General features: G+C 55.8%; 25 protein-coding genes and 1 pseudogene. 15 read left to right on the top strand and 11 right to left on the bottom strand.

Translation table 11 applies throughout. The features are described 5' to 3' along the window. Positions 1–77: 77 nt before the first annotated feature. From M1E12_RS10555 to M1E12_RS10540, 4 genes are all read right to left on the bottom strand, one after another. A complete protein-coding gene (locus M1E12_RS10555; RefSeq protein ID WP_479564668.1) occupies positions 78–881 on the bottom strand; it encodes an ATP-dependent metallopeptidase FtsH/Yme1/Tma family protein in 804 nt (267 codons plus the stop codon). Further along, positions 878–2,848 carry an AAA family ATPase gene (locus tag M1E12_RS10550; protein ID WP_479564667.1) on the bottom strand — a complete coding sequence of 657 codons (1,971 nt, stop codon included), beginning with the start codon at positions 2,846–2,848 and terminating at the stop codon, positions 878–880. The genes M1E12_RS10555 and M1E12_RS10550 overlap by 4 nt, the downstream gene beginning before the upstream one ends. Further along, positions 2,845–3,297: a hypothetical protein gene (locus tag M1E12_RS10545; RefSeq protein WP_479564666.1), complete on the bottom strand. Its 453-nt coding sequence runs from the start codon at positions 3,295–3,297 to the stop codon at positions 2,845–2,847. The genes M1E12_RS10550 and M1E12_RS10545 overlap by 4 nt, the downstream gene beginning before the upstream one ends. Before the next feature lie 78 nt (positions 3,298–3,375). Next, entirely contained in the window at positions 3,376–4,320 is a 945-nt protein-coding gene (locus M1E12_RS10540) for a hypothetical protein (RefSeq protein WP_479564665.1), read from the bottom strand. A 771-nt stretch (positions 4,321–5,091) separates the two neighbouring features. Between M1E12_RS10540 and M1E12_RS10535 the strand changes: the two genes are divergently transcribed. The 14 genes from M1E12_RS10535 to M1E12_RS10470 all read left to right on the top strand — a co-directional run bounded on the left by M1E12_RS10535 (position 5,092) and on the right by M1E12_RS10470 (position 19,349). Beyond that, positions 5,092–6,156, top strand: coding sequence for a GDP-L-fucose synthase family protein (locus tag M1E12_RS10535; protein ID WP_479564664.1), 1,065 nt, complete (start codon positions 5,092–5,094; stop codon positions 6,154–6,156). Positions 6,157–6,198: 42 nt separating this feature from the next. Next, positions 6,199–7,326 (top strand): GDP-mannose 4,6-dehydratase, encoded by a 1,128-nt coding sequence (gene gmd, locus M1E12_RS10530; protein WP_479564663.1) that lies wholly within the window; start codon positions 6,199–6,201, stop codon positions 7,324–7,326. Positions 7,327–7,363: 37 nt separating this feature from the next. Further along, positions 7,364–8,188, top strand: coding sequence for an ABC transporter permease (locus M1E12_RS10525; RefSeq protein ID WP_479564662.1), 825 nt, complete (start codon positions 7,364–7,366; stop codon positions 8,186–8,188). Continuing rightward, positions 8,178–9,500 carry an ABC transporter ATP-binding protein gene (locus M1E12_RS10520; RefSeq protein ID WP_479564661.1) on the top strand — a complete coding sequence of 441 codons (1,323 nt, stop codon included), beginning with the start codon at positions 8,178–8,180 and terminating at the stop codon, positions 9,498–9,500. Before M1E12_RS10525 ends, M1E12_RS10520 begins: the two co-directional genes overlap by 11 nt. After that, positions 9,497–10,408, top strand: coding sequence for a hypothetical protein (locus M1E12_RS10515; RefSeq protein ID WP_479564660.1), 912 nt, complete (start codon positions 9,497–9,499; stop codon positions 10,406–10,408). The genes M1E12_RS10520 and M1E12_RS10515 overlap by 4 nt, the downstream gene beginning before the upstream one ends. Positions 10,409–10,580: 172 nt before the next feature. Beyond that, a complete protein-coding gene (locus M1E12_RS10510; RefSeq protein WP_479564659.1) occupies positions 10,581–11,414 on the top strand; it encodes a methyltransferase domain-containing protein in 834 nt (277 codons plus the stop codon). 25 nt (positions 11,415–11,439) lie between these two features. Then, the gene (locus M1E12_RS10505) at positions 11,440–12,303 is read left to right on the top strand and encodes a DUF268 domain-containing protein (protein ID WP_479564658.1); all 864 of its coding nucleotides are present in this window, start codon (positions 11,440–11,442) and stop codon (positions 12,301–12,303) included. Positions 12,304–12,332: 29 nt separating this feature from the next. Beyond that, the gene (locus tag M1E12_RS10500; protein ID WP_479564657.1) at positions 12,333–13,010 is read left to right on the top strand and encodes a class I SAM-dependent methyltransferase; all 678 of its coding nucleotides are present in this window, start codon (positions 12,333–12,335) and stop codon (positions 13,008–13,010) included. A 48-nt stretch (positions 13,011–13,058) separates the two neighbouring features. Further along, positions 13,059–13,928, top strand: coding sequence for an alpha-1,2-fucosyltransferase (locus M1E12_RS10495; protein ID WP_479564870.1), 870 nt, complete (start codon positions 13,059–13,061; stop codon positions 13,926–13,928). After that, the gene (locus M1E12_RS10490) at positions 13,925–14,911 is read left to right on the top strand and encodes a glycosyltransferase family 2 protein (protein WP_479564869.1); all 987 of its coding nucleotides are present in this window, start codon (positions 13,925–13,927) and stop codon (positions 14,909–14,911) included. Before M1E12_RS10495 ends, M1E12_RS10490 begins: the two co-directional genes overlap by 4 nt. Positions 14,912–14,925: 14 nt before the next feature. Next, positions 14,926–16,434, top strand: a complete 1,509-nt coding sequence (locus M1E12_RS10485; RefSeq protein WP_479564656.1) for a glycosyltransferase family 4 protein — start codon at positions 14,926–14,928, stop codon at positions 16,432–16,434. Further along, entirely contained in the window at positions 16,431–17,378 is a 948-nt protein-coding gene (locus M1E12_RS10480; protein WP_479564655.1) for an NAD-dependent epimerase/dehydratase family protein, read from the top strand. Before M1E12_RS10485 ends, M1E12_RS10480 begins: the two co-directional genes overlap by 4 nt. After that, entirely contained in the window at positions 17,371–18,219 is an 849-nt protein-coding gene (locus M1E12_RS10475; protein ID WP_479564654.1) for a glycosyltransferase, read from the top strand. Before M1E12_RS10480 ends, M1E12_RS10475 begins: the two co-directional genes overlap by 8 nt. Beyond that, entirely contained in the window at positions 18,216–19,349 is a 1,134-nt protein-coding gene (locus tag M1E12_RS10470) for a glycosyltransferase family 4 protein (RefSeq protein ID WP_479564653.1), read from the top strand. The genes M1E12_RS10475 and M1E12_RS10470 overlap by 4 nt, the downstream gene beginning before the upstream one ends. 41 nt (positions 19,350–19,390) lie before the next feature. Here the strand turns inward: M1E12_RS10470 and rfbA are convergent, their stop codons facing one another. The 6 genes from rfbA to M1E12_RS10440 form a co-directional block, all read right to left on the bottom strand. Then, on the bottom strand, positions 19,391–20,269 hold the full coding sequence (gene rfbA / locus M1E12_RS10465; RefSeq protein ID WP_479564652.1) for a glucose-1-phosphate thymidylyltransferase RfbA: 879 nt from the start codon (positions 20,267–20,269) through the stop codon (positions 19,391–19,393). A 22-nt stretch (positions 20,270–20,291) separates the two neighbouring features. Continuing rightward, the gene (gene rfbB, locus M1E12_RS10460; protein WP_479564651.1) at positions 20,292–21,362 is read right to left on the bottom strand and encodes a dTDP-glucose 4,6-dehydratase; all 1,071 of its coding nucleotides are present in this window, start codon (positions 21,360–21,362) and stop codon (positions 20,292–20,294) included. Between the two features lie 146 nt (positions 21,363–21,508). Further along, a complete protein-coding gene (gene galE, locus M1E12_RS10455; RefSeq protein WP_479564650.1) occupies positions 21,509–22,525 on the bottom strand; it encodes a UDP-glucose 4-epimerase GalE in 1,017 nt (338 codons plus the stop codon). 89 nt (positions 22,526–22,614) lie between these two features. Further along, entirely contained in the window at positions 22,615–23,553 is a 939-nt protein-coding gene (locus M1E12_RS10450; protein ID WP_479564649.1) for an NAD-dependent epimerase/dehydratase family protein, read from the bottom strand. Continuing rightward, positions 23,537–25,429 (bottom strand): polysaccharide biosynthesis protein, encoded by a 1,893-nt coding sequence (locus M1E12_RS10445; RefSeq protein WP_479564648.1) that lies wholly within the window; start codon positions 25,427–25,429, stop codon positions 23,537–23,539. Before M1E12_RS10445 ends, M1E12_RS10450 begins: the two co-directional genes overlap by 17 nt. Positions 25,430–25,487: 58 nt before the next feature. Further along, on the bottom strand, positions 25,488–26,054 hold the full coding sequence (locus tag M1E12_RS10440; RefSeq protein WP_479564868.1) for a sugar transferase: 567 nt from the start codon (positions 26,052–26,054) through the stop codon (positions 25,488–25,490). 246 nt (positions 26,055–26,300) lie between these two features. Between M1E12_RS10440 and M1E12_RS10435 the strand changes: the two genes are divergently transcribed. Further along, a complete protein-coding gene (locus M1E12_RS10435; protein WP_479564647.1) occupies positions 26,301–26,561 on the top strand; it encodes a hypothetical protein in 261 nt (86 codons plus the stop codon). Between the two features lie 71 nt (positions 26,562–26,632). On the opposite strand, the pseudogene M1E12_RS10430 reads toward M1E12_RS10435, so the two are convergent. Continuing rightward, a pseudogene (locus M1E12_RS10430) lies at positions 26,633–26,860 on the bottom strand (cupin domain-containing protein); the annotation flags it as partial. Between the last annotated feature and the right edge of the window lie 30 nt (positions 26,861–26,890).

Raw genomic sequence — 26,890 nt, 5'->3', positions numbered from 1 at the left:
ATCGCGGAAGCGGCGTTCGTCAACGCCGATCTGGCGTCCAGAATCGAACGGGCGCCGATCGGAATCGCGGATGCAGATCACGCCGTAAGCGGATCTGTCTTTTGCTCTCCAGAAAACTGGGCCAGCGCTTTCCGGAGCTCATTCCCCGACATGACACCGATGTCTGCCAACCGGGCGGCGATAGCGGTCAGAGCCGCTTTGTGCCGTGACAGCATCTCTGCCGCCATGGCCTCAGCTCGCGTTAGCCGTGCGTCAACCCGGTTTCGAAGCTCGGCGTCGTAAAGCAACTGCTGCTGTGCCTGTTCCGGCAAGACGTAGAGAAGTGGACTGACATCGGAGAAACCAAGCTGTGTTTCGGCCACCAGCATCAGCCGCGTTGCTCGGGCCAGATCGCTGTTCGGATCCCCGCCGGATCCAGCGAGTGTCTCGCCAAAGACCAGCAGCTCGGCAGTCCTGCCCGCCAGTGATGAGGCGCAGGTGCGCATGAGCCAGTCGTCGTTCTGTGGCCTGTCGAGGAAAGGCGTAAACTCGACCTGGCCGAAGCTTTGGATTGAACCATTGAGGCTGCCACCGACGGTCACAGCGTAAACAGTTCCGGTCTCAAGGAGCGTGTAAGCCATAGCATGCCCGACTTCATGCACTGCAAGCCGATAACGATGATCGTCAGTCAGCCTGATGCGAGACGCCATCAGCGCCGTCTCGATATCTTTCCAGGTGATAGGTCTCCCTTCGCGCCGTGTCTTTTGCCGCAGCTCGCGCACCAGCCGCTCGATATCCGCTCCGGTTCTGCCGCAGGCCAACAGAGCAAGCCGCGACAGTGGCGCGAGGCAGAGTTTCTGATCGGTGGATTGATGGGTCAAGCCATCTGCATATTCACTCATACTGTAATCCTCCTGCCACCTGGCGCCTTTGCGTCCACAAGGCTTTGCTCGGCACTGGATTCGGTCGCTTCCTGGTCAAGCCTGTCATCGACTTGACTGACGCCTGCTCTGTCCGACTTCGGAGCCGTCTCGATGACGTTCGCGAGGTCTGCACCGAGATGATGCGCAAGAATGCCCGTCAGCGCTTCGATATCCGGCCTTGGGATCTGCACATGCCGCTCCAGTCGCCCCGATCGAAGGAGTGCTGGATCGAGTTTCTCCGGCAGGTTCGTTGCAGCAACGATAATCACGCCTTCTGTCTTTGCAGCCCCATCGATCAGCTCAAGGACGCGGTTGATCAGTGACGACCAGTAATCGTCGTGACCCTTGTGTCCTCTGCTATCGGCGGACGCGCGTGATCCTAGATTGTCGATCTCATCAACGAACAGGATCGCGGGCCGGTGCTCGGACGCAACTGCGAATGCGGCATTGATCGATTTCAGCACGTCGCCAAGATAACTTGCCTCGAGCCAGCGGGCGACGGAAGTTGCAAGCAGTGGTACCTGCAGCGTGTTGCAAAGAGCTTTGGCAAAGGATGTCTTGCCAGTTCCAGGGGGACCGGAGAGAAGCAAGCGACTGCTCAACTCACTCCAGTCCAGCAGATCCTGACGCCAGAGATCCAGATCGAGCTTGAGACTGCCTGCCCAGTCTGCCGCCTCGCCATATCCGCTCAGCGTTTCGACGCGCAGCACGCCCTCGGCGTCCGCAGGCTGCGGGCGGATGACTTCGATTGGAGCGGACCCTGTGCTTTTGCGTTTCTCCTCGGGCTTTGCGCCCGACCGCCATTCCGGAACGCTCGAGCTCTTCCTGCGGTTGGATGAACCGTCGGAGCCTTCGGCATCGCCACTCTCCAGATCTGATGCCCGATCGTCTTTAAGAGCTTCCAACGCGGAAATGATTTCCGCATTGGATCGCCCCGGACGGACGATCAGTGCCAGGTCATCGAGATGCAGATGATCAAGTGTCAGACCCTTCTCCTGCATCAGTTCGAGTGACTGTTTCGGCGCGATGTCGCAGCAGATTTGCAAAAGCTCGGCCAGCAGGGTGTGATCGAGCCCATGTGTCTCAAGCACAAGGTCAGCGGCGTGCATGATGATGTCAGGCAGGCCCTGGTTCGTCTGATCGACCAGCAGAATGGGCGGGGGAGGTTCGCTATTGACGGCATCACTCAAAGCTCTGCCGAGCGCTCGATCAGAGACTTTGTGAACTTCGCTTCCCGCAATCGTCTTGATCGGCTTGCGCAGTTTCCCCGGCCGCCGATCGCCGTAGTCGCAGATCCCGGCGAGACGCACGAGTTCCTCAAGCTTCATCCATGAGGGGATGAGCAGTGCGTCTTCGAGCGAACGCCCACAATGTCGCTGCAAGCCGGGGACGGGGATGCGCAAAACAATGAACGGGTCGGGGCGGCGTAGGATCGCCCGCAGCGCCTCCCATCCGCCGGGATGTGATCCGACAGCACGGGCAATCAGCAGAGCCACAGCGACGGGTGCTGCTTTTGGAAGCGGCATGTGCTCACGAAGAACAACCAGCGCTTCACGCTCGGATGCGGCCTGGCGCTCGTGCTCTGTATCGGATGCTGACGAACACACCAATGATGACGTCGCCGACATCCGAGCTTCTCGAACGGGTGCCGCTGACGCCTGCCGAGACTGCCAGTGTTCTACGAGCGAATCTCCGTACCGGCCGGCATGGCCGAGCCTGCGGGACAGGATCTGCTTGCCTTGATTCCCAAGCGATAACAGATGCATCAGTTCGACAGTCGGAGCCCTGCGACTGATCAAGGCAGGACCGGCACTGCTGCCGGCGTCGTAAGTGAGTTCATCAAGCAGGCCTGCGACAGCTGCATGCTGATAGAGATCGAGAACCGCAAGCCGCCGAATGCGGCGAAGCAGGTATCGCGTGACGCGATCGGTAAGGGTCTCCATCATACCTGCTCCTCGACCACGGGCTTTGGGCCTTTGCCTTCAAGCCAGTCGCGGACCATCAGTCCTGTCGGATCGCCGGCCGCGCACAGTTTCTCGAGATCTTTGCGGATCATGACGGGAAGGCTCTTCAACGCGATCGGCCGTTTGCGTGTCCAGTGAATAGCCTGACGCACAATGAAGGCAGGATCGACCGGGCGGCTCACCGTCCGAAGCCTTTTGAAGGCTCGATATTCGATGCAGTTCTCAGGCGACGAGTTTCCGGGACGGGCCATTCGTGCCTCGAAGGCCTGCCGGGCTCGCGACGGCTTCTTCGGCGCTGTCGATGCCAGGGGCACGACAGGAGGAGCAGCCTTATCCGTGGCCGCTTTGGGCGGAGAGGCAGGACGGATCGGGAAGGGGATGATGATTGCTGTTAACTGTTTCGACATGACGTGTTTCCTCTGCCGCAGCATCTGAGATGCGCGGTCACAATGACGGAATGAATGGATGGATTGGGGAGGCGGCCGGCGCCGGCCGCGGAATTACTCGACCTAGCTCAGCGTGTGCGATCTGACGGTTGGCAGACTGGCAAATCCAATGCGGATCTCAGGACGCTCGGCAGCTCCTGAGCCCGCCATGCCGACTATTCGATTGTCATGACCAGACAGACTGCGGTCAGCAGGCGCATGTCGCTGGGTCTCGAGCCATGGCATGGCCCCAACCCGACGCTCATCCTCGCTCAAGTCCCGGGCTTGACGGTAATGCTGCAAGGCCTCACGCCAGACCTGTTCGACCGCAGTCTGGAACGTCCGGCGCAGATACGCGATCGCCTTGCCAGCACCCTCGACACCAAGCAGGTGATCGAGATCGCTCACAGGCCAGATGCCTGAGGAAGCATCGCGACTGGCATTCTGGGCGTCGAGAATGACGACCTTGACCGCGTCGACACTGAGCCGATGATGCTCTTGATAAAGCAGGTCTGGCACCGTGAGAGCTGCGGCCAGCATGCGCTTCTTCAGCTCCTGCAGCCGCACAGCATCGTAGGAGCTGAGACTGCGCTTGACGTCGACGACATGTGCGATCTTGGTGCCAAAGTTCACGATGATCATGTCGGGTGTGTAGCCCCGCCGACCGCCGCTATCGGCATCCAGTGTCAGTGATGCATAATGGCGAGGATCGTTGCGCTCGACGACATCGAGAGCTGCCTTGCTGACCGGCAGGCGAATGTTCTCCGTCAGCACGACAAGCTCGGGATTAAGCATCGCGATCATTTGAATGCCGCGCTCGATCAGGCGGCCCTCGGCCGCCGGCACACCGCGCAGCAGGCTGGAAACATCGGAAAGTCCTGACGCAAGCGCGTCCATCAGGGCAGTTGAGTTCAAGCCCGACGTCAGCAGCTGATGGCATAGTCCATCAAGCTTCGGATGCAGAACATCCGGATTGACGGCGTGCAAATGGGTTGGTGCGGAAGCCGCACCGGAAACGGTGTTGGTCATGTTATGTATCCTGTTGTGGAGCGACATCAGGGCAATAGCTACGGCCCGGCTGAGGACGCCGTCCGGCGTGCTCGACCATTGCAATTGCCAGCGATGACAGAATTGTTCGATCAGGCCTGCGGAAACGCAGACGGTGAACCGGAGCCAGACAGGGCAGAACGCCTGTCCGCCACGGACTGATCGAAACGTGGATCAACAGGATCCATATGGGGGAGTGCTTCCATAAGCGAAACGAAGCGGATAAGGGTCTTCATAGCCCAATTCCTTGTGCAATAAGGTTGCGGGTCAGGCCCTCGTCTGGTGTTGGTAGCACCAGCGGGGGCCGCTTAAGTTCCGGAGATCGCTTGATTATCCGGCACAGCCCAGACTTAGCCCGGAGATAGCTCGCCGACAAGGTGTGTAGAACGCATCCGGAACAAAGAGCTCCAGTATGGTTAACAATGCGCTCGGCTTAATACGACGGGGCAGCCGAAAATCCTATGGCACTACGATAACGATGAGATACAGCTTGTCGTACCGTTGGGCCAACTTTGTGGGTTAGCTCGTGAGGTGTTTGCGGCGAGGCGCAAGCTCATAAATGATTTACCACACACTGTAGTGGCCCCCATTTGGATGCAAAGCGAGTAATTGCAGCGCAAGTGCCATCAGTGTTGACCCTCGATAGATCACGATGTAGGTCGCGTTGATAAAAGTCGTCCCTCTCAATGACTGCCAAGCGTTGCTCATGGGCAGCGTAGCGGGACCGCGCTTTGGTTGATGGAATGGGCGAATATGGCGAAGAGAATGAAAGTCTATATTGCCGGTCATCGCGGTATGGTCGGATCGGCTATCATGCGTACCCTGCAGTCACGGGGTGACTGCGACATCATATGCCGCACCCATAGCGAGCTGGATCTTGCAAACCAAGCGGCTGTGCTCGAATTCTTCGCTGCAGAGAAGCCGGACCAGGTTTACCTCGCGGCAGCCAAGGTCGGTGGCATTTACGCGAACAACACGTACCCGGCCGACTTCATCTACCAAAACCTGATGATCCAGGCCAATGTCATCCATGCGGCCCATGTCAATGGAGTCCAGGAGCTCCTTTTTCTCGGCTCGAGCTGCATCTATCCTAAGGCTGTTGCGCAGCCGATGCGCGAGGACGCTCTGCTGACCGGCATCTTGGAGCCGACCAACGAGCCATATGCGATTGCCAAAATTGCCGGCATCAAGCTCTGTGAGAGCTATAATCGGCAATATGGTCGCGATTATCGCAGTGTGATGCCGACCAATCTTTATGGTCCGGGGGATAACTACCATCTGGAAAACAGCCATGTGCTGCCTGCGATGATTCGCAAGTTTCATCTGGCGAAGCTCGCTTCAAACAAGGATGTTGCCGGGCTTCAGGCTGATGTGCTCCGATACGGACCAATTCCGGGCGACATTCTTCAGATGATTGGCTTCGATGGGGCTCGCGCCCAATTCATTGACGAACCAAAGGTCTTACTTTGGGGTACGGGCACGCCTTATCGTGAGTTTCTGCATGTCCAAGACATGGCAGAGGCGAGCGTCTTTGTGATGGAACTCGACAAGGCAACCTACGATTCCGTCACGCAGCCCATGTCCAGTCACATAAATGTCGGCTACGGACAGGATATCACCATACGAGATGTCGCTCACCTTGTGGCAGAGATCGTCGGCTACAGCGGACCTGTTCAGTTCGATAGCGGAAAGCCGGATGGCACCCCCCGAAAACTTATGGATAGCAGTCGTCTAGAGCGGTTGGGTTGGAAAGCCAGGATCGCCCTCGACTCCGGTCTGCGTGAAGCTTATGAGGACTACCTGAGCGGTCTCAGCTGAGTTGCGAGACCGGAATCGAACAATTTTTCAAGGGAACTTGCCTTGTCAGACCAGAAGAAGAAGGTTGCCCTAATTACGGGCGTTACCGGCCAAGATGGCGCATATCTCGCCGAGTTTTTGCTGGACAAGGGCTACGAGGTCCACGGCATTAAGCGACGTAGTTCCCTGTTCAATACCGATCGTATCGATCATCTTTATCAGGATCCGCACGAGAAGAATCGGAGCTTCGTCCTGCATCACGGGGACATGACAGATTCGTCGAGCCTGATCCGGATCATTCAACAGACACAGCCCGATGAGATCTATAATCTCGCGGCGCAGTCTCATGTTGCCGTCAGTTTCGAGGAGCCGGAATATACGGCGAATGCGGATGGCATTGGCGCATTGCGTATTCTCGAGGCGATCCGGATTCTGAAGCTGGAACAGAAGACCCGCTTCTATCAGGCATCGACCTCCGAGCTCTATGGGCTGGTGCAAGAGATCCCTCAGCGGGAGACGACGCCCTTCTATCCGCGCAGTCCCTATGCTGTCGCCAAGATGTATGCCTACTGGATCACTGTGAACTACCGTGAAGCCTACGGGATCTACGCGTGCAACGGGATTCTCTTCAATCATGAGAGCCCGGTTCGCGGCGAAACCTTCGTCACCCGCAAGATCACCCGCGCGATCGCCCGTATTGCGCTTGGCTTGCAGGACTGTCTCTATCTCGGAAATCTCAGCGCTTTGCGTGACTGGGGCCATGCTCGCGACTATGTCGAGATGCAATGGCTGATGCTGCAGCAGCAGCAGGCCGAGGATTTCGTCATCGCCACCGGTGTCCAGTACAGCGTTCGGCAGTTCGTGCAGTTCGCCGCAGAAGCGCTTGGCTTCACCCTCCGGTTCGAGGGCGAGGGCGAGAGTGAAGTCGGCATCGTCGAAACAGTCTCGAACGACGAATTGTTGCTCAAGCCGGGCCAGCTGATCGTTCGTGTCGATCCGCGCTATTTCCGTCCAACCGAAGTCGAGACGCTGCTTGGTGACCCGACGAAGGCCAAGGAAAAACTGGGCTGGGAGCCGAAGACGACGCTGAAGGAGCTGGTCACAGAGATGGTCGACGCCGATTTCACGGCCGCCAAGCGTGACTCGCTGGTCAAGAAGGGCGGCTTCAAGGCCTATGATCACCATGAATGATCAGCGCCAGCTCTGAGGCAGAGGCTATGGTTGAGAAATGACGCCTGAAAAAAACGTGCTGCTGATTGAGAACGGTGTGTCCGCGAAGGCCTACTGGGGTGATCTCTGGCGCCACCGCGAACTGCTGCTGTTTCTCGCCTGGCGAGACATTCTGGTCCGCTACAAGCAGACGGTGATCGGTGTGAGCTGGGTTCTCATTCGTCCGCTCCTGACGATGATGATCCTCACCGTGGTGTTCGGGCGAATCGCCAATCTTTCGTCAGGCGATGTCCCCTATGCGATCCTGGTCTTCACGGGCTTGCTGCCCTGGTTCTATTTCTCCAATGCCACATCTGAATCCAGCAACAGCCTTGTGACGAATGGCAACCTGCTGTCGAAGGTTTACTTTCCCCGCATGATCGTGCCGGCCAGCACGGTGCTTGTGGGGGCGGTCGATTTCGTCGTCTCCATTTCCGTGCTTGTGCTCCTGATGCTCTGGTATGGCATCGATCCGAGCTGGAAACTTCTTTTAATCCCGCTGCTTGGTTTCTGGGTTGGGCTTCTGTCGCTTGGTATAGGGCTGTTGTTCTCTGCCTTGACGGTGCGCTATCGCGATTTCAGGCATATTGTGCCGTTCATGTTGCAGCTTGGGATCTACGCGTCTCCCGTGGGCTACAGTACGGCTCTCATTCCCGCACAATGGGCGCCGCTTTACTACCTTAACCCGATCGCCGGCATCATCGATGCGTTTCGATGGGCCATCATCGGTCAAGTGCCGAGCCTCTATGGCATCGTGTCCTCGCTCGTCATCACGGTGTCTTTCCTGCTTGTCGGTCTGATCTATTTCAGGTCCGCTGAATCACGGTTTGCCGATGACATCTAGACGCCTTGCCATCGAGGTTGAAAACCTCTCCAAAAGCTATGTCATCAGCCACAATTCGAAGCGAAAGGCGCGTAGCCTGCGCGAATTGCTGGCCAACCCCTTCGCGCGCCAGGATGCTGTCGGCGCAATGCCTGATGAAGACATGCCGAAGGAGACCTTCTGGGCTCTCAACGACGTGTCGTTCCAGATCGCTGAAGGCGAGCGGGTTGCCATCATCGGCGGCAATGGGGCCGGCAAGTCTACCCTTTTGAAGATCCTCAGCCGCATCACCGAGCCGACAAGCGGCAAGGTGGCGATCCGCGGCAAGGTTTCAAGTCTGCTTGAAGTCGGAACCGGATTCCATCCGGAACTGACGGGCCGTGAAAACATCTATCTGAACGGCGCGATCCTCGGTATGCGCCGCAGCGAGATCACGGCCAAGTTCGATCAGATCGTCGACTTCTCCGGCGTCGAAAAATTCATCGATACGCCGGTGAAGCACTATTCGAGCGGCATGTATGTCCGCCTTGCCTTCTCCGTATCGGCCTGGCTCGATCCGGACATCCTGATCGTGGACGAAGTGCTCTCGGTCGGTGACCAGGCATTCCAGCGTCGATGCGCGGAGCGCATGAAGGAGCTGACAGGGGCAGGGCGGACAGTCCTCTTCGTCAGCCATTCCATGCAGGCGGTGAAGGCCATGTGTGAGAAGGCTCTGTTTCTGGAGCGGGGACGGTGTGTGCTTTTCGGTTCTGTAGATGACGCGGCTACTCAATACCTACGCTCAATTGAACATGGTGACGGTGTTGTCTGGAGCAAGTCCAGCTTCGATCCTTCAAGCGATTCAGTCAACCAATATGGGTTTGACGATAGATATTTGGAGTGTATCGGCGCAAGTCTAGAAAATTCTAGCGGATCTCGATCGTCTTTGTTCTCTATCAGTGATAGTATAAGAATTATACTTAGGTACAATATAAAACAGTTGATGGAATACGATTTTGTTCCAAACTTTCACGTATTTGATGAGTTTGGATCGAGGGTTTTTGTAACCTATCCGGAGTTCCCTTCGCCAAATTCTGTGGGTGTACACGAAGTTGTCTGTAATGTTCCGGAGTTCTTTTTGAACTCCGGAAAATATACAATTATGTTGGTTATGACGAGCTTCAAGGGCGGGCTTCAATATGTTCACCATTTCTCATATGAGGGTGCCCTTAGGCTTGAAGTAAACGAGCCGGCGGGTGCGGATCCGCGAAGGCATGGATGGGAAGGCGATATTCCCGGCGTCACGAGACCAAGGTTGAGTTGGGCGTACCGTTTCAATGGTGAAAGTCGATGAGTAGAGAATTTGTGTCAGTCCTAGGTTTATCCCTATTTAAGGACGCTGAAGGAGCTCTTTCGGCTGATAAAATAGGGCTCTTGAATCGTGTTTGCAGAGCGGCGTCTTTTGTCGAGACCGGAACATATCTGGGTAACACTACTGACGCGATGAGGGCTTTATTTGACCGCGTCGTATCCATTGAGTTGTCCGGAGAGTTGTATGCTGCTGCCAAGAAGCGGTTCGCCGGGGATCACAATGTAAATTTGATACAGGGTGATTCTGCGGAGAAAATCAACGAGGCATTTAGCTTGGTTGCTGGGACCCGGCCCCTCGTATGGTTGGATGCGCACTGGAGCGGGGGGAATACAGCAAAGGCGGATGGAAACACACCGATCCTTTCTGAGGTTCGGAGTATTAAAACCGCTGGTATCGACGACGTGGTAATCCTTGTAGACGATATCAGTTTCTTCTGGAGTGTGAATCCCGGTTTCAATGTGCACGAGTCGATCGGAGGGTACCCTGAAGTAAATGTGTTGATCGACGAGCTGCTGGCGCTTAATCCAAACTTCGAGATCTTCGTCAATTGCGATATCATGATCGCGATACCGCGTGGATTGTTAGACGGCGTAAAGCTGTCGCCGGTTTTGCGCGCCACATCGAAGCTGCGTACGGGCCAGTACACTCCCGATGAACTCGCTGGCCTCGAATCGACGGTCGCCTCCGCCCAAGGCGAGGAACGGGAAGTAATTGTCGCTCTTCCAGAGTTTTATGGTCACGCGCTGTCCTATGGCATTGGCGGCTATTTCTGCTACTGGCGTGGGCTGGTTCTAGAACATGAAGGTCTATTTCAGGAAGCGGCACGCGACTTCAAACTCGCCAGAACCTGCGGGGTAAGGATTGAGCCTAGGGTCTGGGAGCAAGGTTGAACGGCGCGAGCGGAAACTACACCGCATTCGGGTCATGTGAGCTAAAGTGTTTACTTGCTGGCCGGTGATAACTGAACTTGCAACCGGTCTTTAAGCAATGTCACAGAAAGAGTATGTTATGCCGTCTTTTGTAAGTCGCATCAAAAATCGGCTTAAAGCTAGGTTCGTTTCGGTGGATCCGAACGTCCGTGTAGCCATAGGTCATGCGGGGCGTCGCGAGGTTCACTCCGATGCTGACGCAACGGCAGCGTTAAATGCTGCGGTCGGAACGTTGGCAAGCTGGAACGTCTTGCCGGATGCTGCGAACACGACGACCGTCGGCACGCTAAATGCGATCACCCGTGATACCTGGATCGAGCGGGTTCTCACGGAACTTCCCGCGGGCACGAGGCTGCTCGATGCTGGTGCGGGTGAGATGCAGTACAAGAAATTCTGCGCGCATCTGGAGTACGTCTCCCAGGATCTTGCCGAATACGATGGCAGCGGTAACTCCGTGGGATTGCAGACCGGTGATTGGAACACTGCCGGGATCGATATCGTGTCGGATATCTGTGACATGCCTGTGCCGGATACGAGCTTTGACGCGGTCCTGTGCACCGAAGTGCTTGAGCATGTCGCCGACCCGGTCAAGGCGGTACGCGAAATGGCCCGCGTGCTTCGCCCGGGTGGCAAAATGATCATCACTGCGCCGTTTTGCAGTCTCACGCATTTCGCTCCCTATCACTATGCGACTGGCTTCAACAAATACTTCTATCTGCATCACCTCGGGGAGCTCGGTTTTCGCGATATCAAGATCGAAGAGAACGGGAACTTCTTCGAGTTCGTTGCACAGGAACTCCGGCGCATCCAGCCTATGGCGGAAAAGTATGCGGGATCGCAGCTCACTGCCGAAGGGCGGTTCGCAATCTCCAGCCTTTTGCAGCTGCTTCAAGATTATTCCAGACGCGATAGCGGCAGCTGCGAGATGCTCCATTTCGATTGTCAGGTAACAGCAATCAAGAACTGAACCTACCGGAGAGAAATACACTTGGATGGTAGATCGCAGTATTTTCAGCCGCATAAGTCAATTTGCTGATGCTGTCGGCAAGTTTGCCCTGACCGCTTGGCGTCACCCGGAACTTGCGCAAACGTTCACCCGTTGCTCAAGCATCGACGTTGATGAAACGAGCGCGGAGATCGAGCGGCTGAGCAAGCGTCAGAACGCAATGACCGGGTTTCGCGAGGAGTTTGCCGCATTCAGCAAACTGCTTGAGGGGACGCGGGGTGTTGCGCTCGATCAGAACGAGGCATATCCCTGTCTTGATGATCGAACATCCGAAACAGGGTTCGATAGGCACTATGTCTATCATCCTGCTTGGGCGGCTCGGATTGTTGCTAGGGTAAAACCAGAAGTGCATGTGGACATATCCTCCACCCTTCACTTTGCCACCATCGTCTCGGCATTCGTCAGGGTCGCATTCTATGATTTCCGGCCTGCACCACTCGTGCTGCCGAACATGTCATCTGAGCCGGCCGACCTTACAAATCTCCATTTCGACAGCGGCTCCATAGCTTCTCTGTCATGCATGCATGTCATCGAGCACATCGGCCTTGGTCGATATGGAGATCCCTTCGACGTCGACGGCGATGGCAAGGCAGGGCGTGAGCTTTCACGCGTACTCGCGAAGGATGGTCATCTGATTGTTGCCATGCCTGTCGGTCGTCCCAGGATCCAGTTCAACGCGCATCGTGTTTATTCGCATGAGCAAGTGCTCGAGCTGTTCTCGGGACTGAGGCTGGTGGAGCACGCGCTGATCCCGGACGGTGCAGTTGAAAATGGAATGGTGCAGAATCCGACAGCCGAACTTGTCGATGCACAGAACTACGGTTGCGGTTGTTACGTTTTTTCGAAATGATCGCTTCACGGGGATCCGGGGAGCTGATCATGAGAAAACTGTTAAGAGCTGTCACAACACAGAAGCAGCGCGTCTTTATCTATAACCTCCTTCATTCGGCGCGCTCCAGCGGTGCGTCGATACTGGCCAAGCCAAAACAAAAGTCACCTGAGGACTTCGAAAAACCCTATCGTCTTCATCTGGGATGTGGAAACGTCGGGTTGCCGGGTTATGTCAATGTGGACGTCATGCAGACGCTGGGCGTCGATGTCGTGGACGATATCCGGTACCTGAATCGCTTTCCGAGCAATTCCGCCAGCCAGATCTATGCCTGCCACGTCATGGAGCATTTCGGCCACGAGGAAATCATCCCCATCCTGCGGCGCTGGTTCGATGTGCTGATGCCGGGAGGCGAGATCCGGATTTCGGTGCCCGACATCGACCGTATCGTCAAGATTTACTCGGATAATCCGCAGCATTTCCAGACGCCGGGGCATTCTCCGTGGATCGGACTGATCTATGGCGGCCAGTCGACGCCGTACGATTATCACAAGACCGGCTACAATTTCTGTTGGCTGCGGCACCTCATGGAACAGGTCGGCTATGTCGACTGCAGCGAGTATCCACATGAGCCACATTTCATACCGGGTGTGGTGGACGCGTCGCTGGCCAATCAGCCATTCGGTGAGTATATCTCGCTCAACATGAAGGCTAGAAAACCCGGCTGAGCACGGTCGGCGCCAGGATAGACGGAAAAGGACGGATCTTTGATTATCGTGAAGCTGTTGGGTGGACTGGGGAATCAGATGTTCCAGTTCGCAACGGGTCGTGCTGTTGCTCACCGGTTGAATGCGGAGCTCCTGCTCGATGTCAGTGCCTTCACGCATTATGACCTGCGGCGCTATGAGCTGGATTCGTGGGCCATCCGTGCCAGACCCGCCACGCCCGGCGAGTTGACGCGGGCTGGCGTCTCTGCGGCACGGCCAACCCTGGTCCGCCGGCTGATGCATCTGGCGGGGGTCGGTTTGCCCATGAACCGGTTCCAGGAAGCCTCGTTCGCCTATGATCCGCGTATTCTAGACGTGAAAGATCCGGCTTATCTCGAAGGATATTTCCAGAGCCCACACTATTTTTCCGATGTTGCAAAGGAGTTGCGCGCCGAGTTTGTTCTGTGTGCTCCCGTTGACCAAAAGAATGCGACGGTTCGGGGTCAGATCGCTGCAGCCGGAACGTCTGCGGTTTCACTGCATATTCGCCGCGGCGATTATGTGACGAACGCCCATACGGCCCAGTATCACGGCATCTGTTCACTCGATTATTACCGCCGCGCTGTGGCCCATATCGCAGAACGTTGCGAGACGCCGAAGTTTTTCGTGTTCTCCGACGATCTGGAATGGGTCAGAGATAACCTAAAGATCGATCATGAAATGGTTCTCGTCGATGCGAATGGTCCGGACAGTGGTGCCTGGGACATGGCCTTGATGATGGCCTGTCGCCACCACATCATCGCCAACAGCTCATTCAGCTGGTGGGGTGCCTGGCTTAACCCGCATTCAGACAAGATCATTGTCGCGCCTCAGCAATGGTTCAGCGGTGCGACCCATGATACGCGCGACTTGGTGCCCGGGGATTGGGTGCGCCTATGAGTATACCGCAAATCTCGGTCATCATGCCGATCTACAATGGTGCCGCTGATCTCGAGAAGGCCTTACAATCCGTGCTGTCGCAGGGCTTCACCGATTTCGAAGTTCTGGCCATCAATGACGGCTCAAAGGATGAATCCGGCAGATTGCTCGATCGGGTCAACGATCCCCGCGTCCGGGTCATCCATCAGGACAACATGGGCCTTGCGGCCACCCTCAACAAAGGCATATCGCTGGCGCGCGGCGAGTTTATCGCCCGGCAGGACCAGGATGATCTCAGCCATCCCGAGCGGTTTGCCCGGCAGCTGGATTACATGCGTCGGCATGCCGACTGCATTTTGCTCGGGACCGCTGCGGAGATCTGGGTTGGCGACGAGCCTACGGATCGGACCCACGATCACCCCACCCGGCACGAGGTGCTGGCTTTCGACCTCCTGTTCAACAATCCGTTCGTCCATAGTTCTGTCATGATGAGGCGCGATGCGGTCCTGAGCGTCGGCGGCTATACGACAGATCCGAGTCGGCAGCCGCCCGAGGACTACGAACTCTGGTCCCGCATGGCGCGCAAGGGGCGGATCGCGAACCTGGAGGATCGACTGCTGATCTACAGGGAGGTGCCGCAAAGCATGTCGCGGACCGGTCCGAACCCTTTTTTGGATCGTCTTGTCACCATCAGTGCTGAAAACCTCGCGCTGGCGAGTGGCCGGTCAGTGGGGGACATCCATGCGGCGAACCTGGCGGCCTATACCCATTCTGCCTTGCATCGATTGTCACAAAAAACCGATATCACGGCCATGGCAGCGATCATCGCCGACGCAGCCAAATCGATCGCTGCGGATGATCCTGAAGTGCAGTCCAAAGTCGCCGAACGATCCAACATCATTCGCTATCAATGGATGATGCATCAGATGGGATCGGACTGGGCAAAACCGCTTCTTCAGCGTGCCAGACGTGTGGTCAGGCGTCTCGCAAACCTAGTCCGCTGAGCGGGAGATTTGATATGCGCTTCCTATTCTGTAGCGAGTTCTATTTCCCTAGCGTTGGTGGCGTTCAAGAGGTCATGCGCCAAATCGCCGAGAGACTTGTGCAAAGCGGACATGAAGTCACCGTCGCAACGACACGGTTGGCGAACAGAGATTTTGATAGCCACAACGGTGTACGGATAGTGGAGTTCGGCACTGCGGGCAATCTAGTGCGCGGCATGGAAGGAGAACTCGACCACTATCGAGATTTTGTACGTAGTTTCGACGGCGATGCGATCATGATCAAGGCTGCGCAGCAATGGACTTTTGATGCGCTATGGCCGGTGCTGGACGAGATTACCTGCCGCAAGGTCTTCATTCCCTGCGGCTTTTCCGGATTATTCGAACCCAGCTACCGAGAGTATTTTGAAGCACTGCCAGATGTGCTGCGAAAGTTCGACCATCTCATCTTTTATGCAGAGCGGTATCGTGATGTCGATTTTGCTCGCAAGCATGGAATCTCAAACTTCTCGATTCTTCCAAACGGAGCAAGCGAGATCGAATTTGGGGTCGAACGGGATAGGGAGTTTAGAGCTCGGCATGACATACCTGCCGACAGCGCGGTGCTTCTGACTGTAGGCAGTTTGACGGGCGTGAAGGGGCATCGTGAACTGCTGGAAGCCTTTGTCCGTCTCCGGACCCAACGGCGACATGTTACCTTCATTATGAACGGCAATGCGCCGCCGGCGCCAGTGGTCGCAAGCAAAGCAGACCATGCTGCAGCCTGCAACGCGAATGCCGGAGCGCCGCTTCAGCCAATAAAGGAGCAGAGTGCGGGTCTTTTGGGCTGCTTGCGAATAATTCATCAGGCAGAGGGGCTGGCTGGTCTAAGCAAGCGTTGTGTTTGGAGGGCACGGCATTATGCGCAGCATCTGTTGTCACTCCAGCGCGCTGGGCGCAAACTGACCGCCGTCTGGTCAGAAGAAGGATGGATCGGCATCAGGATGCGCCTTCTGCGCCGTATTGGACCGCGACTGGATGGAACGGGATTGATGCGCTTCTTGCCGGCAAGTGCTCGAGAGGCAAGCAATCCGCTGTCTTATTGGAAAGCCGAAGCTCAGCAGTTGGGCCAAGACAGGCTGCTGCTCACAACTGATCTTGGCAGAAGCGAACTGGTGCAAGCCTACATGGCTGCAGATCTGTTCGTCTTCGCTTCGAATATCGAATACTCGCCGCTGGTACTTTATGAAACCGTCGCTGCCGGAACGCCGTTCCTTTCAGTACCCGTTGGCAATGCTGAGGAGATTGCGGCATGGACCGGTGGTGGTGTTATCTGCCCCGCAGAGAAAGACGAACGGGGTTATACCAGAGCCGCTCCGCCGGTGCTTGCTGCTCAGATTGCCAAGCTGATCGAAGATCCGGAAAAGCTCTCAGCCTTGGGCAAGGCTGGACAGGAAGCTTGGAGAGAGCGTTTTACATGGGCAGCTATCACGAGGCGTTATGAGGCCATACTGATTGGATCCTCGTCGTCGGACGTTGGACGATGAAAATGCGGACCTGCGTTATTGGCGGACACGGCTTTATTGGCCGGCATGTCGTGAAAGCCCTGCTGTCGAGCGGCAGAGATATTCTTGTGCTAGGACGTCGGCGCGACCGTCCGGATGAATTGCCTCAGGCCGCGGCTTACGCTTCTTGCGATTTGGTCGACAGAATGTCTTTACGCCATCATCTCGAAGGTGTGGGCGAGATTGTGTCTCTCGCTCACGCGACGGCCCCCGTGTTGGGAACAAACGACCTTTTGGGAGACCATGTCGCCAACATCCAGCCGGTGCTGGTTCTGTTGGAGGAAGCCGAACGTCTCGCAAGGTTGCGCAAGCTGATTGTGACATCATCCGGCGGCACTGTTTATGGTGCAGCAGATCAACTGCCGATCTCGGAAGATGCTCCGACCAGACCTGTTTCGCCCTATGGCATCACCAAGCTGGCCATCGAGCGTTACGCCCTGATGTTTCATCTGCTCAGATCTCTCCCCGTAGCCATCGTTCGCCCATCAAATGTGTATGGGGTGGGGCAGCGTGCATTCACGGGGCAGGGTTTCATTGCCACAGCAATCGGTTACGCCCTGAGAGACGAGCCGATTGCCATCTTCGGCGATGGTCTGACGACTCGCGACTATATCCATGTCAATGATGTGGCGGCCGGTATCGCTGCGGTGCTGGAGATGGGTAGCCCTGGGGAGGCCTACAACCTCGGGACATCGATTGGCCGCTCCAATCTCGATATCCTTGATTTCCTGAGGCAGCTTGCTCTAACTGCCAATCTCACATTGAAGGTGCAGCAGCTTTCGGCGCGAGGTTTTGATGTGCCTTCAAATGTCTTGAGCTATGAAAAGCTCTTTGCGCAAACCGGTTGGAGTCCCAAGGAACATTTTGAAGGACGTGTTGCGGAGATGTGGTCTGCTATGAAGGCGTCGAGCGCGTCAAATGGTTGAGCAATTCCAATCTCAACCTGCATTTGGTGAGCGCGAGACGATTGAGCCTCGTGCATCATTCATCATGGCCGTTAACCGTGACAATCCCTGGCTTGACCAAGCTATCCAAAGTGTTCTTTCCCAGGACGAGCCAAGATTTGAGTTCTTGATCGGCGCGAACGCCTGTGATGACTCATTGTGGCATAAACTCCTGGAATACGCCGCACAGGATAATCGCATTTGTCTCTCTCGGTCATCGATCGGGCAGCTCTCATTCAACCTCAACCTTCTCGCAGATCAGGCCAAGACACCTTATCTGGTACGCATGGACGCTGATGACGTGTGCCTTCCGAACAGGCTCAGCACACTGCTTTTCGTGATGGAGCGCGATGGTCTGGACGTTTTGGGGTCAGCCGTTGCCATCATCGACGAAGACAGCCGTGAGATCGGGAACATGACGTTCCCTCATTCCACTCAGGCGCTCTCTCGGGCACTGCCGAGACGAACGGTTTTCTGCCACCCCGCTGTGATGTTGCGAAGACAGTTTCTGTTAGAGATGAGAGGCTACCTTGGAGGTTTTGTCTCAGAGGACACAGATCTGTGGTTGCGAGCAGGGCGACAGGGGGCGAGAATGGGAAACCTTCCCGACATCCTGTTGCAATACCGGCTCCACCAAAATCAATCCATCATGTCGTCCCTCGGCTACGCCGAAGTGGCGTCCCACTGGCTTAGGGAATGTCTTCTGCGGCCTTCTTTCAGGAATGTCGGAGGTTTGCTGGTATCTCTTGGCAAGTGTCTGATGGCACGCTGGGCTCCAGGCATAAGGCGCTATCTGAAGCCTAGATCGCGTGGCAACTCATGAAAGATAGACCAAAGCTCCTTCTCTTTGTTTCTGTTGACTGGTTCTTCTGCTCCCATTTTCTGGATCGCGCTGTCGCTGCGGCTCGTGACGGATTTGATGTCGTGGTGGTGACGCATGTCACCGAGCACAGGGAGAAGATTGAAGCCGCTGGTCTCAAGGTCATTCATCTTGCCCTGGATCGCAAGTCGGTGAATCCGATCCTTGCGTTTGTGGCATTGTTCAGACTTTGGAAAATCCTGCGGCGCGAGCGGCCTTCACTCGTGCACAATGTCGCGCTGAAGCCCATCATTCTTGGCAGTCTTGCAGCAAGGCTGACGGGCAAGGTACCGATTGTAAACGCTGTGGTCGGAGGCGGCTTTTTATTCAGCTCGAACGGCCTTGTCGCTCGGTCGCTCCGGCTTCCGATCGGCCTTGTTCTCAAGCTCCTTCTCAACCCGTCTAAAAGCCGCGTCGTGTTTGAGAACAACGATGATCTCAAAAGTTTCGTCAGCCTTGGCTATGTCGAGGCACGCGATGCGGTGCTCATTCGGGGCGCCGGTGTCGACTTTGCGCGATATTCGCAAAACGATGTCGCCGCCGACATTCCCCTGATTGTACTTCCTGCCCGGCTGTTGTGGGATAAAGGCATCAGTGAATTCGTCGAGGCAGCGAGGTTGTTGAAGCGGGACGGTGTCACAGCACGCTTTGTCGTTGTCGGCGGCTCGGATCCTGGCAACCGCGCCTCGATCGACGAGGAAACGCTTCGCAGGTGGCGAGAGGAGGCTGCGGTGGAGTTCTGGGGCTTCAGGAGCGACATGCCGGCTGTGCTCGCCAAGGCGGCGGTGGTTTGCCTCCCATCCTATCGCGAAGGCCTTCCAAAAGCTTTGCTCGAAGGCATGGCAGCGGGGCTGCCATGCGTGACGACAGATGTCCCAGGGTGCAGGGAGGCCGTAAGCGATGGTGTCAACGGCATTCTGGTGTCACCTCGTGACGTGCCTTCGCTGGCAAGTGCATTGCTTCGGTTGATAGTTGACCAGGCGACGCGGCAGGTGATGGGAACCAGAGGCAGAGCAATGGCGGCTCAGCAGTTCTCGACCGAAATAGTGCAGTATGAGACGGTAAAACTCTACAGCTCGCTCGTGACGCGTTGACGGTGCGGTGATGGCGAGCAGCTTTCCGTTCACCATCAAGTCTAGGACTCTGCCAGTACCCTCATGAGATACTCCCCATATCCGCTCTTGGCCAAAGGTCGGGCCAAACCTTCAAGCGCCTCCGCGTCGATCCACCCGTTTCGGAATGCGATTTCTTCAGGGCATGCGACCTTCAAGCCCTGTCTCTTCTCGACAATCGCAATATATTGAGACGCTTCGAGTAGAGAATCGTGTGTTCCCGTATCCAGCCAAGCGTAGCCGCGTCCCATAATCTCGACATGCAAGTGTTGCATGGCGAGGTAGTGCGCGTTCACATCGGTGATTTCCAATTCTCCGCGCGTGGATGGCTTTATGCTTGCCGCAATGTCGCAGACTTGCTCATCGTAGAAGTAGAGGCCTGTCACGGCGTAGTTGGATTTCGGCTTCGCGGGCTTTTCTTCGATCGATATTGCTTTGCGTTGTTTGTCGAACTCGACGACGCCGTAGCGCTGGGGATCGTTCACGTGATAAGCGAACACCGAGGCCCCCAATGTACGGGATGTTGCTGACCTCAGAAACTCCTGGAAATTGTTGCCATAAAAGATGTTGTCACCGAGCACCAATGCAGAAGGTGCGTTGTTGATGAAATCGCGCCCCAGGACAAATGCTTGCGCCAACCCGTCCGGAGAGGGTTGGACACAATAGGACAGGCTCATACCCCATTGGCTGCCGTCGCCGAGCAGGGTGGAAAAGCGAGGCGTGTCCTGTGGTGTCGAGATGATCAGAACCTCTCGGATCCGCGCAAGCATCAGCGTAGAGAGGGCATAGTAGATCATCGGCTTGTCGTAGACATGCAGAAGCTGCTTGGACACGGCCAGCGTTGCCGGATGCAGGCGGGTCCCGGAGCCGCCCGCCAGTATGATGCCTTTACGTGTGGACATGGTCTGCTGGTCTTTCGAGGTTTCAGGGCTGAGGGCTATTGCCGTATTGGCGGTTCAGCCAATTTTGGTACGCGCCGCTTGTCACATTTGCAATCCAGTCCGGATTGTCGAGATACCATCTCACGGTCTTCTGGATGCCGGTGTCGAAGGTTTCGGCCGGCTTCCAGTTGAGTTCTTCGGAAATCTTCGATGCATCGATGGCGTAGCGCCGGTCATGACCGGGTCTGTCTTTAACGAAGACGATCTGACTGGCGTAGCTTGAGCCGTCCGCTTTCGGTTTCAGGGTGTCGAGGACAGAGCAGACTGTCTTGACGACGTCGATATTTGCCATCTCGTTCCAGCCGCCGACGTTATAGGTTTCGCCGACTCGTCCGCGCTCCACAACGCAGCGGATGGCGCTGCAGTGGTCCTTCACGTAGAGCCAGTCGCGGATCTGCTGGCCATCACCGTAGATCGGCAGCTCCTTACCGGCCAAGGCGTTGTGAATGCAAAGCGGGATCAGCTTTTCCGGGAAGTGGTAGGGCCCGTAGTTGTTCGAACAGTTCGTGGTCAGAACGGGTATGCCGTAGGTGTGGTGGTATGCGCGCACAATGTGATCGGATGCCGCTTTCGTTGCAGAATATGGGCTGTTCGGCTCGTATCTGTTGGTTTCGACGAAAGGAGGATCGCTTGGACTCAGGGAACCGTAGACTTCATCGGTTGAGACGTGGAGGAAGCGAAACTGTTCCTGCAACGCACTCGATGCTTGGGCGAAGTACCAGCGGGTGGCCTCCAGAAGTCGATATGTCCCGACAATATTCGTGCTGATGAATTCTTCTGGTCCGAGAATAGAGCGATCTACATGAGACTCGGCGGCAAAATTTATAATCGCGCGTGGTCGTTCCTGTGCAAGGATTGCTCTGACCAGTTCGATGTCTCCGATATCGCCCTTCACGAACCTATGTCGATCGTCTCCCGCAAGCGGTTCGAGGTTCTGCAGGTTCCCGGCGTAAGTCAGCTTGTCCAGTGTGATGATGGGCTCATCGCTGTGATGGAACCAGTCGAGGACGAAGTTGCTGCCGATAAAGCCAGCGCCGCCGGTTACCAGGATCATTTTCTTGAAACTCCAATCTTAGTCGTCTGAGTTAACTGGCCGAATGAGTAGCCGGCAAGTCCAGACGGATGCCGTCTTGATCGTTAACAGCGCAGGACGCTGAAGCACGTTTGGCAGAGGCTTGCGTCACTGGCCAGCCCCGTTTGCTAGATGTCTGCCGCACGAGATACGAAGTTCCATGAGGAGGAACACATGTCGTCAAGGTTACGTCGCGCCTGCCAGTTCAGCATTCTGCGCGCCTTGTCCGTGTCTGCATAACAGGAGGCGACGTCTCCCGGCCTTCGAGGCGCAAATTCGATGGGGATGTCCCGTCCGCTCGCCCTATGATAGGCTGCAGCCATCTCGAGCACACTGTACCCGGTCCCTGTACCAAGATTGAATGTTTCCAATCTAGTCCGGTCCGCAATGTATCGAAGTGCCGCTTCGTGTCCTTCGGCAAGATCCATGACATGGATGAAGTCCCGGACCCCGGTGCCGTCGGGCGTAGGGTAGTCGGAGCCAAAGACGAGCAGCTTTGACCTCTGACCGCTGGCAACTTCAGCGACCACAGGCAGCAGGTTGTTCGGACGGGTGGAGGGCTGTTCGCCTATCAGGCCGCTGTCATGGGCACCGGCAGGATTGAAGTAACGGAGGCAGGCGATCGACCAGCTAGGTGAGGATTCGGAGAGATCCTGCAGAATATGTTCAACCTGGAGCTTGCTTCGACCATAAGGATTGACCGGGGCAGTTGGGTGAAGCTCGTCCACAGGCAAGGCTTGCGGCACCCCGTATACTGTTGCGCTGCTGCTGAAGACGAGGCTGGTAACACCGACTTCCTGCATCGCATCAATCAGAACGACAGTGCCCGCAACATTCGTAGAGTAATAAGATACGGGATCGTCAAAGGAATCGCTGACGGACTTCAAGCCTGCGAAATGAATGACAGAAGATACTTGAAATTCTCGCAGCGTGTCGACAACGAGCCTCCTGTCACGGATGTCACCTTGAACAAAAGAACACTTCTTTCCGCTTATTTTTTCGATGCGGTTTACAACGCCGACCGTGCTGTTTGTAAGGTTGTCCAGGATGACAACGTCATAACCACGCATCAAGAGCTCACAGGCGGTGTGACTTCCAATATATCCGGTGCCGCCAGTGAGCAGTACATTCTGTCGATTACTCATTCTATTCGCCTGTCATGGTGTCTCGCTTGTCCTCTCAGACAAATGAGGCTTGATGATTATCTTTGCTGAGCAACTGCAGGGAATGATTTTTAGGAGCCTTCCCTTTTCAGAACGGCTGGCGAGATAGGGCTATAGCCGAGGATAGATTTCGTTTGTTCGATATCAACCTGCAGATTCATGAACAGCTTCTGGTAGACACCGTTCAGCTTCGGCAGGTGCTTCATCATGCTCCAGATGCCCGGTGGAAGAGGAAGTTCCATCGGCCTTTTTCCTCTCGCAGAAAAGGCTTCTTCAAGCATCGCATGCGTTGAAACATCAATGCCATCGCTGGCCAGAAACGATCTGCCCCTAGCATTGGGGTGCCGCGCCGCGAGCAAGAGGAGATCGCAGAGATTGGCCACATGCACGCGCGAGCGGAGGTTCTTAATGTTGGAAAACGGCGAGGGCAAGCCAAGCTCTGCCCAGCGTTGAATTCGCACCATGTTGCCCTTTGCGCCTGGGCCGTAGACGAGTGTCGGACGCACAATGACGACCTCCAAGCCCGTTTGAGCCTCGATCTTCCTCAAGGCAACCTCAGCTTCCGCTTTGGAGACTGCATATGGTCCCACTGGCGCGAACGGGTCACCCGCTTTGAATGCGGCACCTGGCTCGGTGAACTCCCCGTGAACCTTGACGGTACTCACGAAAACCAGTCGCTTGACGCCCGCCAGTACGGCAGCGTCGGCGATACGGACACTTGTGTTCAGATTTGCCTCACGAAAGAGCTCCAGAGGGTTCCTGTCCGTCTCCTTCATCACATGCGCCCTGCCTGCGAGGTGGACAACAGTTTGCGCCCCGGTAAGAAGATGTGCCCAACCACGCCCGCCGTCATTGCCGGATAGAGCGGCCTGATCCCCTGATGGTTTCAGACTAAAACCTTTTTGGGGTATGCCCAGTTTCACAAGATAGGAAGTCAGCGCGCGGCCAACAAACCCTGATGCTCCGGTTACGACGATGAGTCCTTCTGCCGAACTAGAGGGCGTGGTCACGGTGTTTCTCCCGCGAAATCAGTTCAAAGAGCTTTGCCTTCGCAGTGTCCGTGTCCTCTGCGTCCACCGCCTCAAGGAGTTCGTCCAACGCGGATGTCATTCTGTAGTCGGTGATGCCGGACGCGTCGGCGCGCATGATCTTCGGATGCCGAGTGGGCTTGGCGTTGTCGCGATCATAGAAGAGTTCTTCAAAAAGCTTCTCTCCGGGACGCTTTCCGACGACCTCGATCGCGATACCACTCTCCGGATCAGCCTTGTCTTTCACCCTAAATCCGGCCAGGCGGATCATGTTCTCGGCAAGATCGCCAATTCTAACTGGTTCGCCCATATCCAGTAGAAAAACGTCGCCTCCTTCTGACAGCGCGCCCGCTTGCACGATCAATTCAGCCGCTTCGGGGATAGACATGAAGTAGCGCGTCATGTCTGGATCGGTCACTGTTACCGGGCCGCCTTTGGAAATCTGCTCCTTGAAAAGCGGGACGACAGAGCCATTGGAGCCGATCACATTCCCAAAGCGAACAGCACAGAAGATTTGTGGCTTTTCGGCATCTCGGGCCTCTACAGCGATCTGACGAACGATGAGCTCTGCCCAGCGTTTTGTCGCTCCCATGACATTGGTCGGTCTGACAGCTTTGTCCGATGAGATGAGGACGAAGTTGGAGATGTGTTCAGACGCGGCGATGCGAGCGACGGTCAAGGTGCCGAACACATTGTTTTTTATGCCTTCCAGTACATTTGATTCCACCAGAGGCACATGCTTGTGCGCGGCTGCGTGATAGACGACGTCGATCTTGTGCTCTCGCATTGTCCGGCGCACCAGGCGCTCGTCAGTGACCGAGCCCAGTACTGGCACTAGCAAGGGGCCATTCGGGCGTGAGAGCTCCTGCTCGATACGGTAAAGGGCGTATTCGCTTGCTTCGAAAAGCACCAGCTTTGACGGGTTCCAGGTGGCGATCAAGCGGCAAAGCTGTGAGCCTATGGAGCCTCCAGCTCCTGTTACCATCACCGTCTTGCCTGCCAATGCCTGTGCCAGCAGTGCGCGATCAGGCGGAATGAAGGAACGTCCCAGCAGTTCGTCAATTTCTATCTCGCGGATTTGGTTGACGATGTAGCGACCATCGACAATGTCCGAGATGTCAGGGATGCTGCGGACTTTCACGCCGAGTCCTGTAACGCGCGCTATAACTGCTTGCCGGCTTTGGGGCGCAATAGATGACATTATCAGGACAATTTCCCGGATGCCGTAGCGCTCAATCAAATTAAGGAGTTGTTGCGGTGGAAAAACACGATATCCGGCCACGTCTCTTCCGTGATTTGCGGGGTCATCGTCGATAATGCCCATGACATAGCGATTGCCATGTCCGCGAAGCGTGTGTGCCAGTTGGGCAGCCGACGAGGCAGCGCCGTATATGAAGATCGGTTCTTCATCACGGCGCATTCCAGTTCCAACGTTCAGCACCCACTTTGCCAAAAAGCGTGTCGTGCAGATCAAGATCGTGCCGAGAATGAAGTACAAGAATGGCACCGATCGCGGAACAATTCCTTGGCCAGCCATCTCCATCAGAAAGACAATAATGACCCAGCACATGGTCGAAACCGCCATGGACTGGATGACTGTCCAAATGGCGGCTTCAGGTAGGTAGCGGATAACCGAACGGTAGAGGCCAAGTCGCGCGAAGACGGGGGTTGCCACCACAGGTGCGAGCACGGCTAGCAGTAGACGTTCATTTGTCAAAACCGGAGTCCAGTCGGAGAGCCGAAGGGCATACGCTCCCCACAGCGCGACCAATAGAGACAGGGAATCGATAACGATCAATACCACACGCTTCCAGCGACGAGGGGTGCGGATGATAGCCTCTCGCAACAAGCGCACCATGGGATGCTCATTGAAATCAGTCACAATACAAAGCCAGTTCCGGTTTCACGATCGCTTCTCAATGAGAAACACCTCTTGCCGAGATAACCTTGATCGCCGTGAGCCACAATATGCGGATGTCGAACACGAAACTTTGTTTCTGTTGGTACTCAGCGTCGAATGCAACTTTCAGCGGGATAGCGAGTTCGTCTCTACCGTTGACTTGGGCCCATCCGGTGAGACCTGGAGTGAGAAGATGCACATTTGCCTCAGTACGTTGAGCAATTAGGTCCTGCTGATTGAACAGAGCAGGTCGGGGGCCGACGAGACTCATATCGCCGCGTAGTATGGACCAGAGTTGTGGGAGTTCATCGAGGCTGGTTTTTCTGAGGAACCCTCCAATCGGCGTAAGGTATTGGGATGGGTCATCTAGCAAATGAGTCGCAACGACGGGTGCGTCCGTCCGCATGGTCCTGAACTTGGGCATTAGGAAAATTTTGTTTCCTTTTCCTACGCGTTGCGACCAATAAAGTGACGGTCCCGGTGAAGAGATCCGAACAGCGATTGCCACCATGGCCATCGGTAAGGAGGCGAGGCATAGTACGCCAAGCGAAATAATGATATCGAAAATGCGCTTAAACTTCATGTTCAGAACCTGCGTAGTCATGCTTCAGTCCAATCATTATGATAAGCTGAGATTGATCTCCATAGGCGGCTAGGGTTGTTCACCGCGCATCGGCTAGTCGGTTGACAACAATGAACAATTTTGTTGCCGATGCCGAGGGCAAATAAGGTTCGCCGCTTGACCGACTTCAAAGCCACGGCAGATTTTGTTTTCAATTCAGCTAAATTTTAATTATCGTGTTGCCTGTAATCATGCGCGAGGCGTCTCATGAAAATAAAGTCATCTGTAGAACCTGTTGTGGGGGATGCCGACGGGACGGACGCGGAAGAAAACCGTCAACTCACAAATCTCCTGCTGGAAAACGCTATTGTGCAGCCTGTCACCCATGCAAATTATAAACCTAAAAATCGACCAACCGGTTTGGACGTAGTTGAAATTGTTTTTCTTGCCCTTACTTTTTTATTGCTGAGGGTTTACGCATTTGCTTTTCGTAGGGCGAAAGAGGACGAGGACGGTTGCCTTTATTAGGTTGTCCTGACTATATGGTAGCTTCGGCACTTTCTCCAACTGGCAGCGTAAGCATTGCCATTAACTGCATCTCAGCTCCTGCCGAATTCATCGGCCAGGCGGATGATGTCATCCTCGCCGAGATAGGAGCCCGTCTGCACTTCGATCACTTCAAGGCGGATCTTGCCGGGATTGGCCAGACGGTGGACGGAGCCCTGCGGGATGTAGATCGACTGGTTCTCGTGCAGAACGGTCACCGTGTCGGCGATGGTCACTTCCGCCGTGCCGCGCACGCAGACCCAATGTTCGGCGCGGTTGTGGGGTAATACCCTCGTTTTTGACGGCGGACA

The organism is Rhizobium sp. K33, from assembly GCF_056501445.1.
This window is presented reverse-complemented; position numbering and strand designations above follow the sequence as displayed.

Excerpts from the sequence above, each read along its gene's own strand:
- M1E12_RS10475 (WP_479564654.1), top strand. The coding sequence starts at position 17,371 with ATGGTTGAGCAATTCCAATCTCAACCTGCATTTGGTGAGCGCGAGACG.
- M1E12_RS10445 (WP_479564648.1), bottom strand. The coding sequence starts at position 25,429 with ATGGTGCGCTTGTTGCGAGAGGCTATCATCCGCACCCCTCGTCGCTGG.
- M1E12_RS10505 (WP_479564658.1), top strand. The coding sequence starts at position 11,440 with ATGGTAGATCGCAGTATTTTCAGCCGCATAAGTCAATTTGCTGATGCT.
- M1E12_RS10515 (WP_479564660.1), top strand. The coding sequence starts at position 9,497 with ATGAGTAGAGAATTTGTGTCAGTCCTAGGTTTATCCCTATTTAAGGAC.
- rfbA (WP_479564652.1), bottom strand. The coding sequence starts at position 20,269 with ATGTCCACACGTAAAGGCATCATACTGGCGGGCGGCTCCGGGACCCGC.
- M1E12_RS10500 (WP_479564657.1), top strand. The coding sequence starts at position 12,333 with ATGAGAAAACTGTTAAGAGCTGTCACAACACAGAAGCAGCGCGTCTTT.
- M1E12_RS10525 (WP_479564662.1), top strand. The coding sequence starts at position 7,364 with ATGACGCCTGAAAAAAACGTGCTGCTGATTGAGAACGGTGTGTCCGCG.
- M1E12_RS10485 (WP_479564656.1), top strand. The coding sequence starts at position 14,926 with ATGCGCTTCCTATTCTGTAGCGAGTTCTATTTCCCTAGCGTTGGTGGC.
- M1E12_RS10540 (WP_479564665.1), bottom strand. The coding sequence starts at position 4,320 with ATGACCAACACCGTTTCCGGTGCGGCTTCCGCACCAACCCATTTGCAC.
- rfbB (WP_479564651.1), bottom strand. The coding sequence starts at position 21,362 with ATGATCCTGGTAACCGGCGGCGCTGGCTTTATCGGCAGCAACTTCGTC.
- M1E12_RS10520 (WP_479564661.1), top strand. The coding sequence starts at position 8,178 with ATGACATCTAGACGCCTTGCCATCGAGGTTGAAAACCTCTCCAAAAGC.
- M1E12_RS10555 (WP_479564668.1), bottom strand. The coding sequence starts at position 881 with ATGAGTGAATATGCAGATGGCTTGACCCATCAATCCACCGATCAGAAA.
- galE (WP_479564650.1), bottom strand. The coding sequence starts at position 22,525 with ATGAGTAATCGACAGAATGTACTGCTCACTGGCGGCACCGGATATATT.
- M1E12_RS10550 (WP_479564667.1), bottom strand. The coding sequence starts at position 2,848 with ATGATGGAGACCCTTACCGATCGCGTCACGCGATACCTGCTTCGCCGC.
- M1E12_RS10435 (WP_479564647.1), top strand. The coding sequence starts at position 26,301 with ATGAAAATAAAGTCATCTGTAGAACCTGTTGTGGGGGATGCCGACGGG.
- M1E12_RS10440 (WP_479564868.1), bottom strand. The coding sequence starts at position 26,054 with ATGAAGTTTAAGCGCATTTTCGATATCATTATTTCGCTTGGCGTACTA.
- M1E12_RS10535 (WP_479564664.1), top strand. The coding sequence starts at position 5,092 with ATGGCGAAGAGAATGAAAGTCTATATTGCCGGTCATCGCGGTATGGTC.
- M1E12_RS10480 (WP_479564655.1), top strand. The coding sequence starts at position 16,431 with ATGAAAATGCGGACCTGCGTTATTGGCGGACACGGCTTTATTGGCCGG.
- M1E12_RS10470 (WP_479564653.1), top strand. The coding sequence starts at position 18,216 with ATGAAAGATAGACCAAAGCTCCTTCTCTTTGTTTCTGTTGACTGGTTC.
- M1E12_RS10545 (WP_479564666.1), bottom strand. The coding sequence starts at position 3,297 with ATGCTGCGGCAGAGGAAACACGTCATGTCGAAACAGTTAACAGCAATC.
- M1E12_RS10490 (WP_479564869.1), top strand. The coding sequence starts at position 13,925 with ATGAGTATACCGCAAATCTCGGTCATCATGCCGATCTACAATGGTGCC.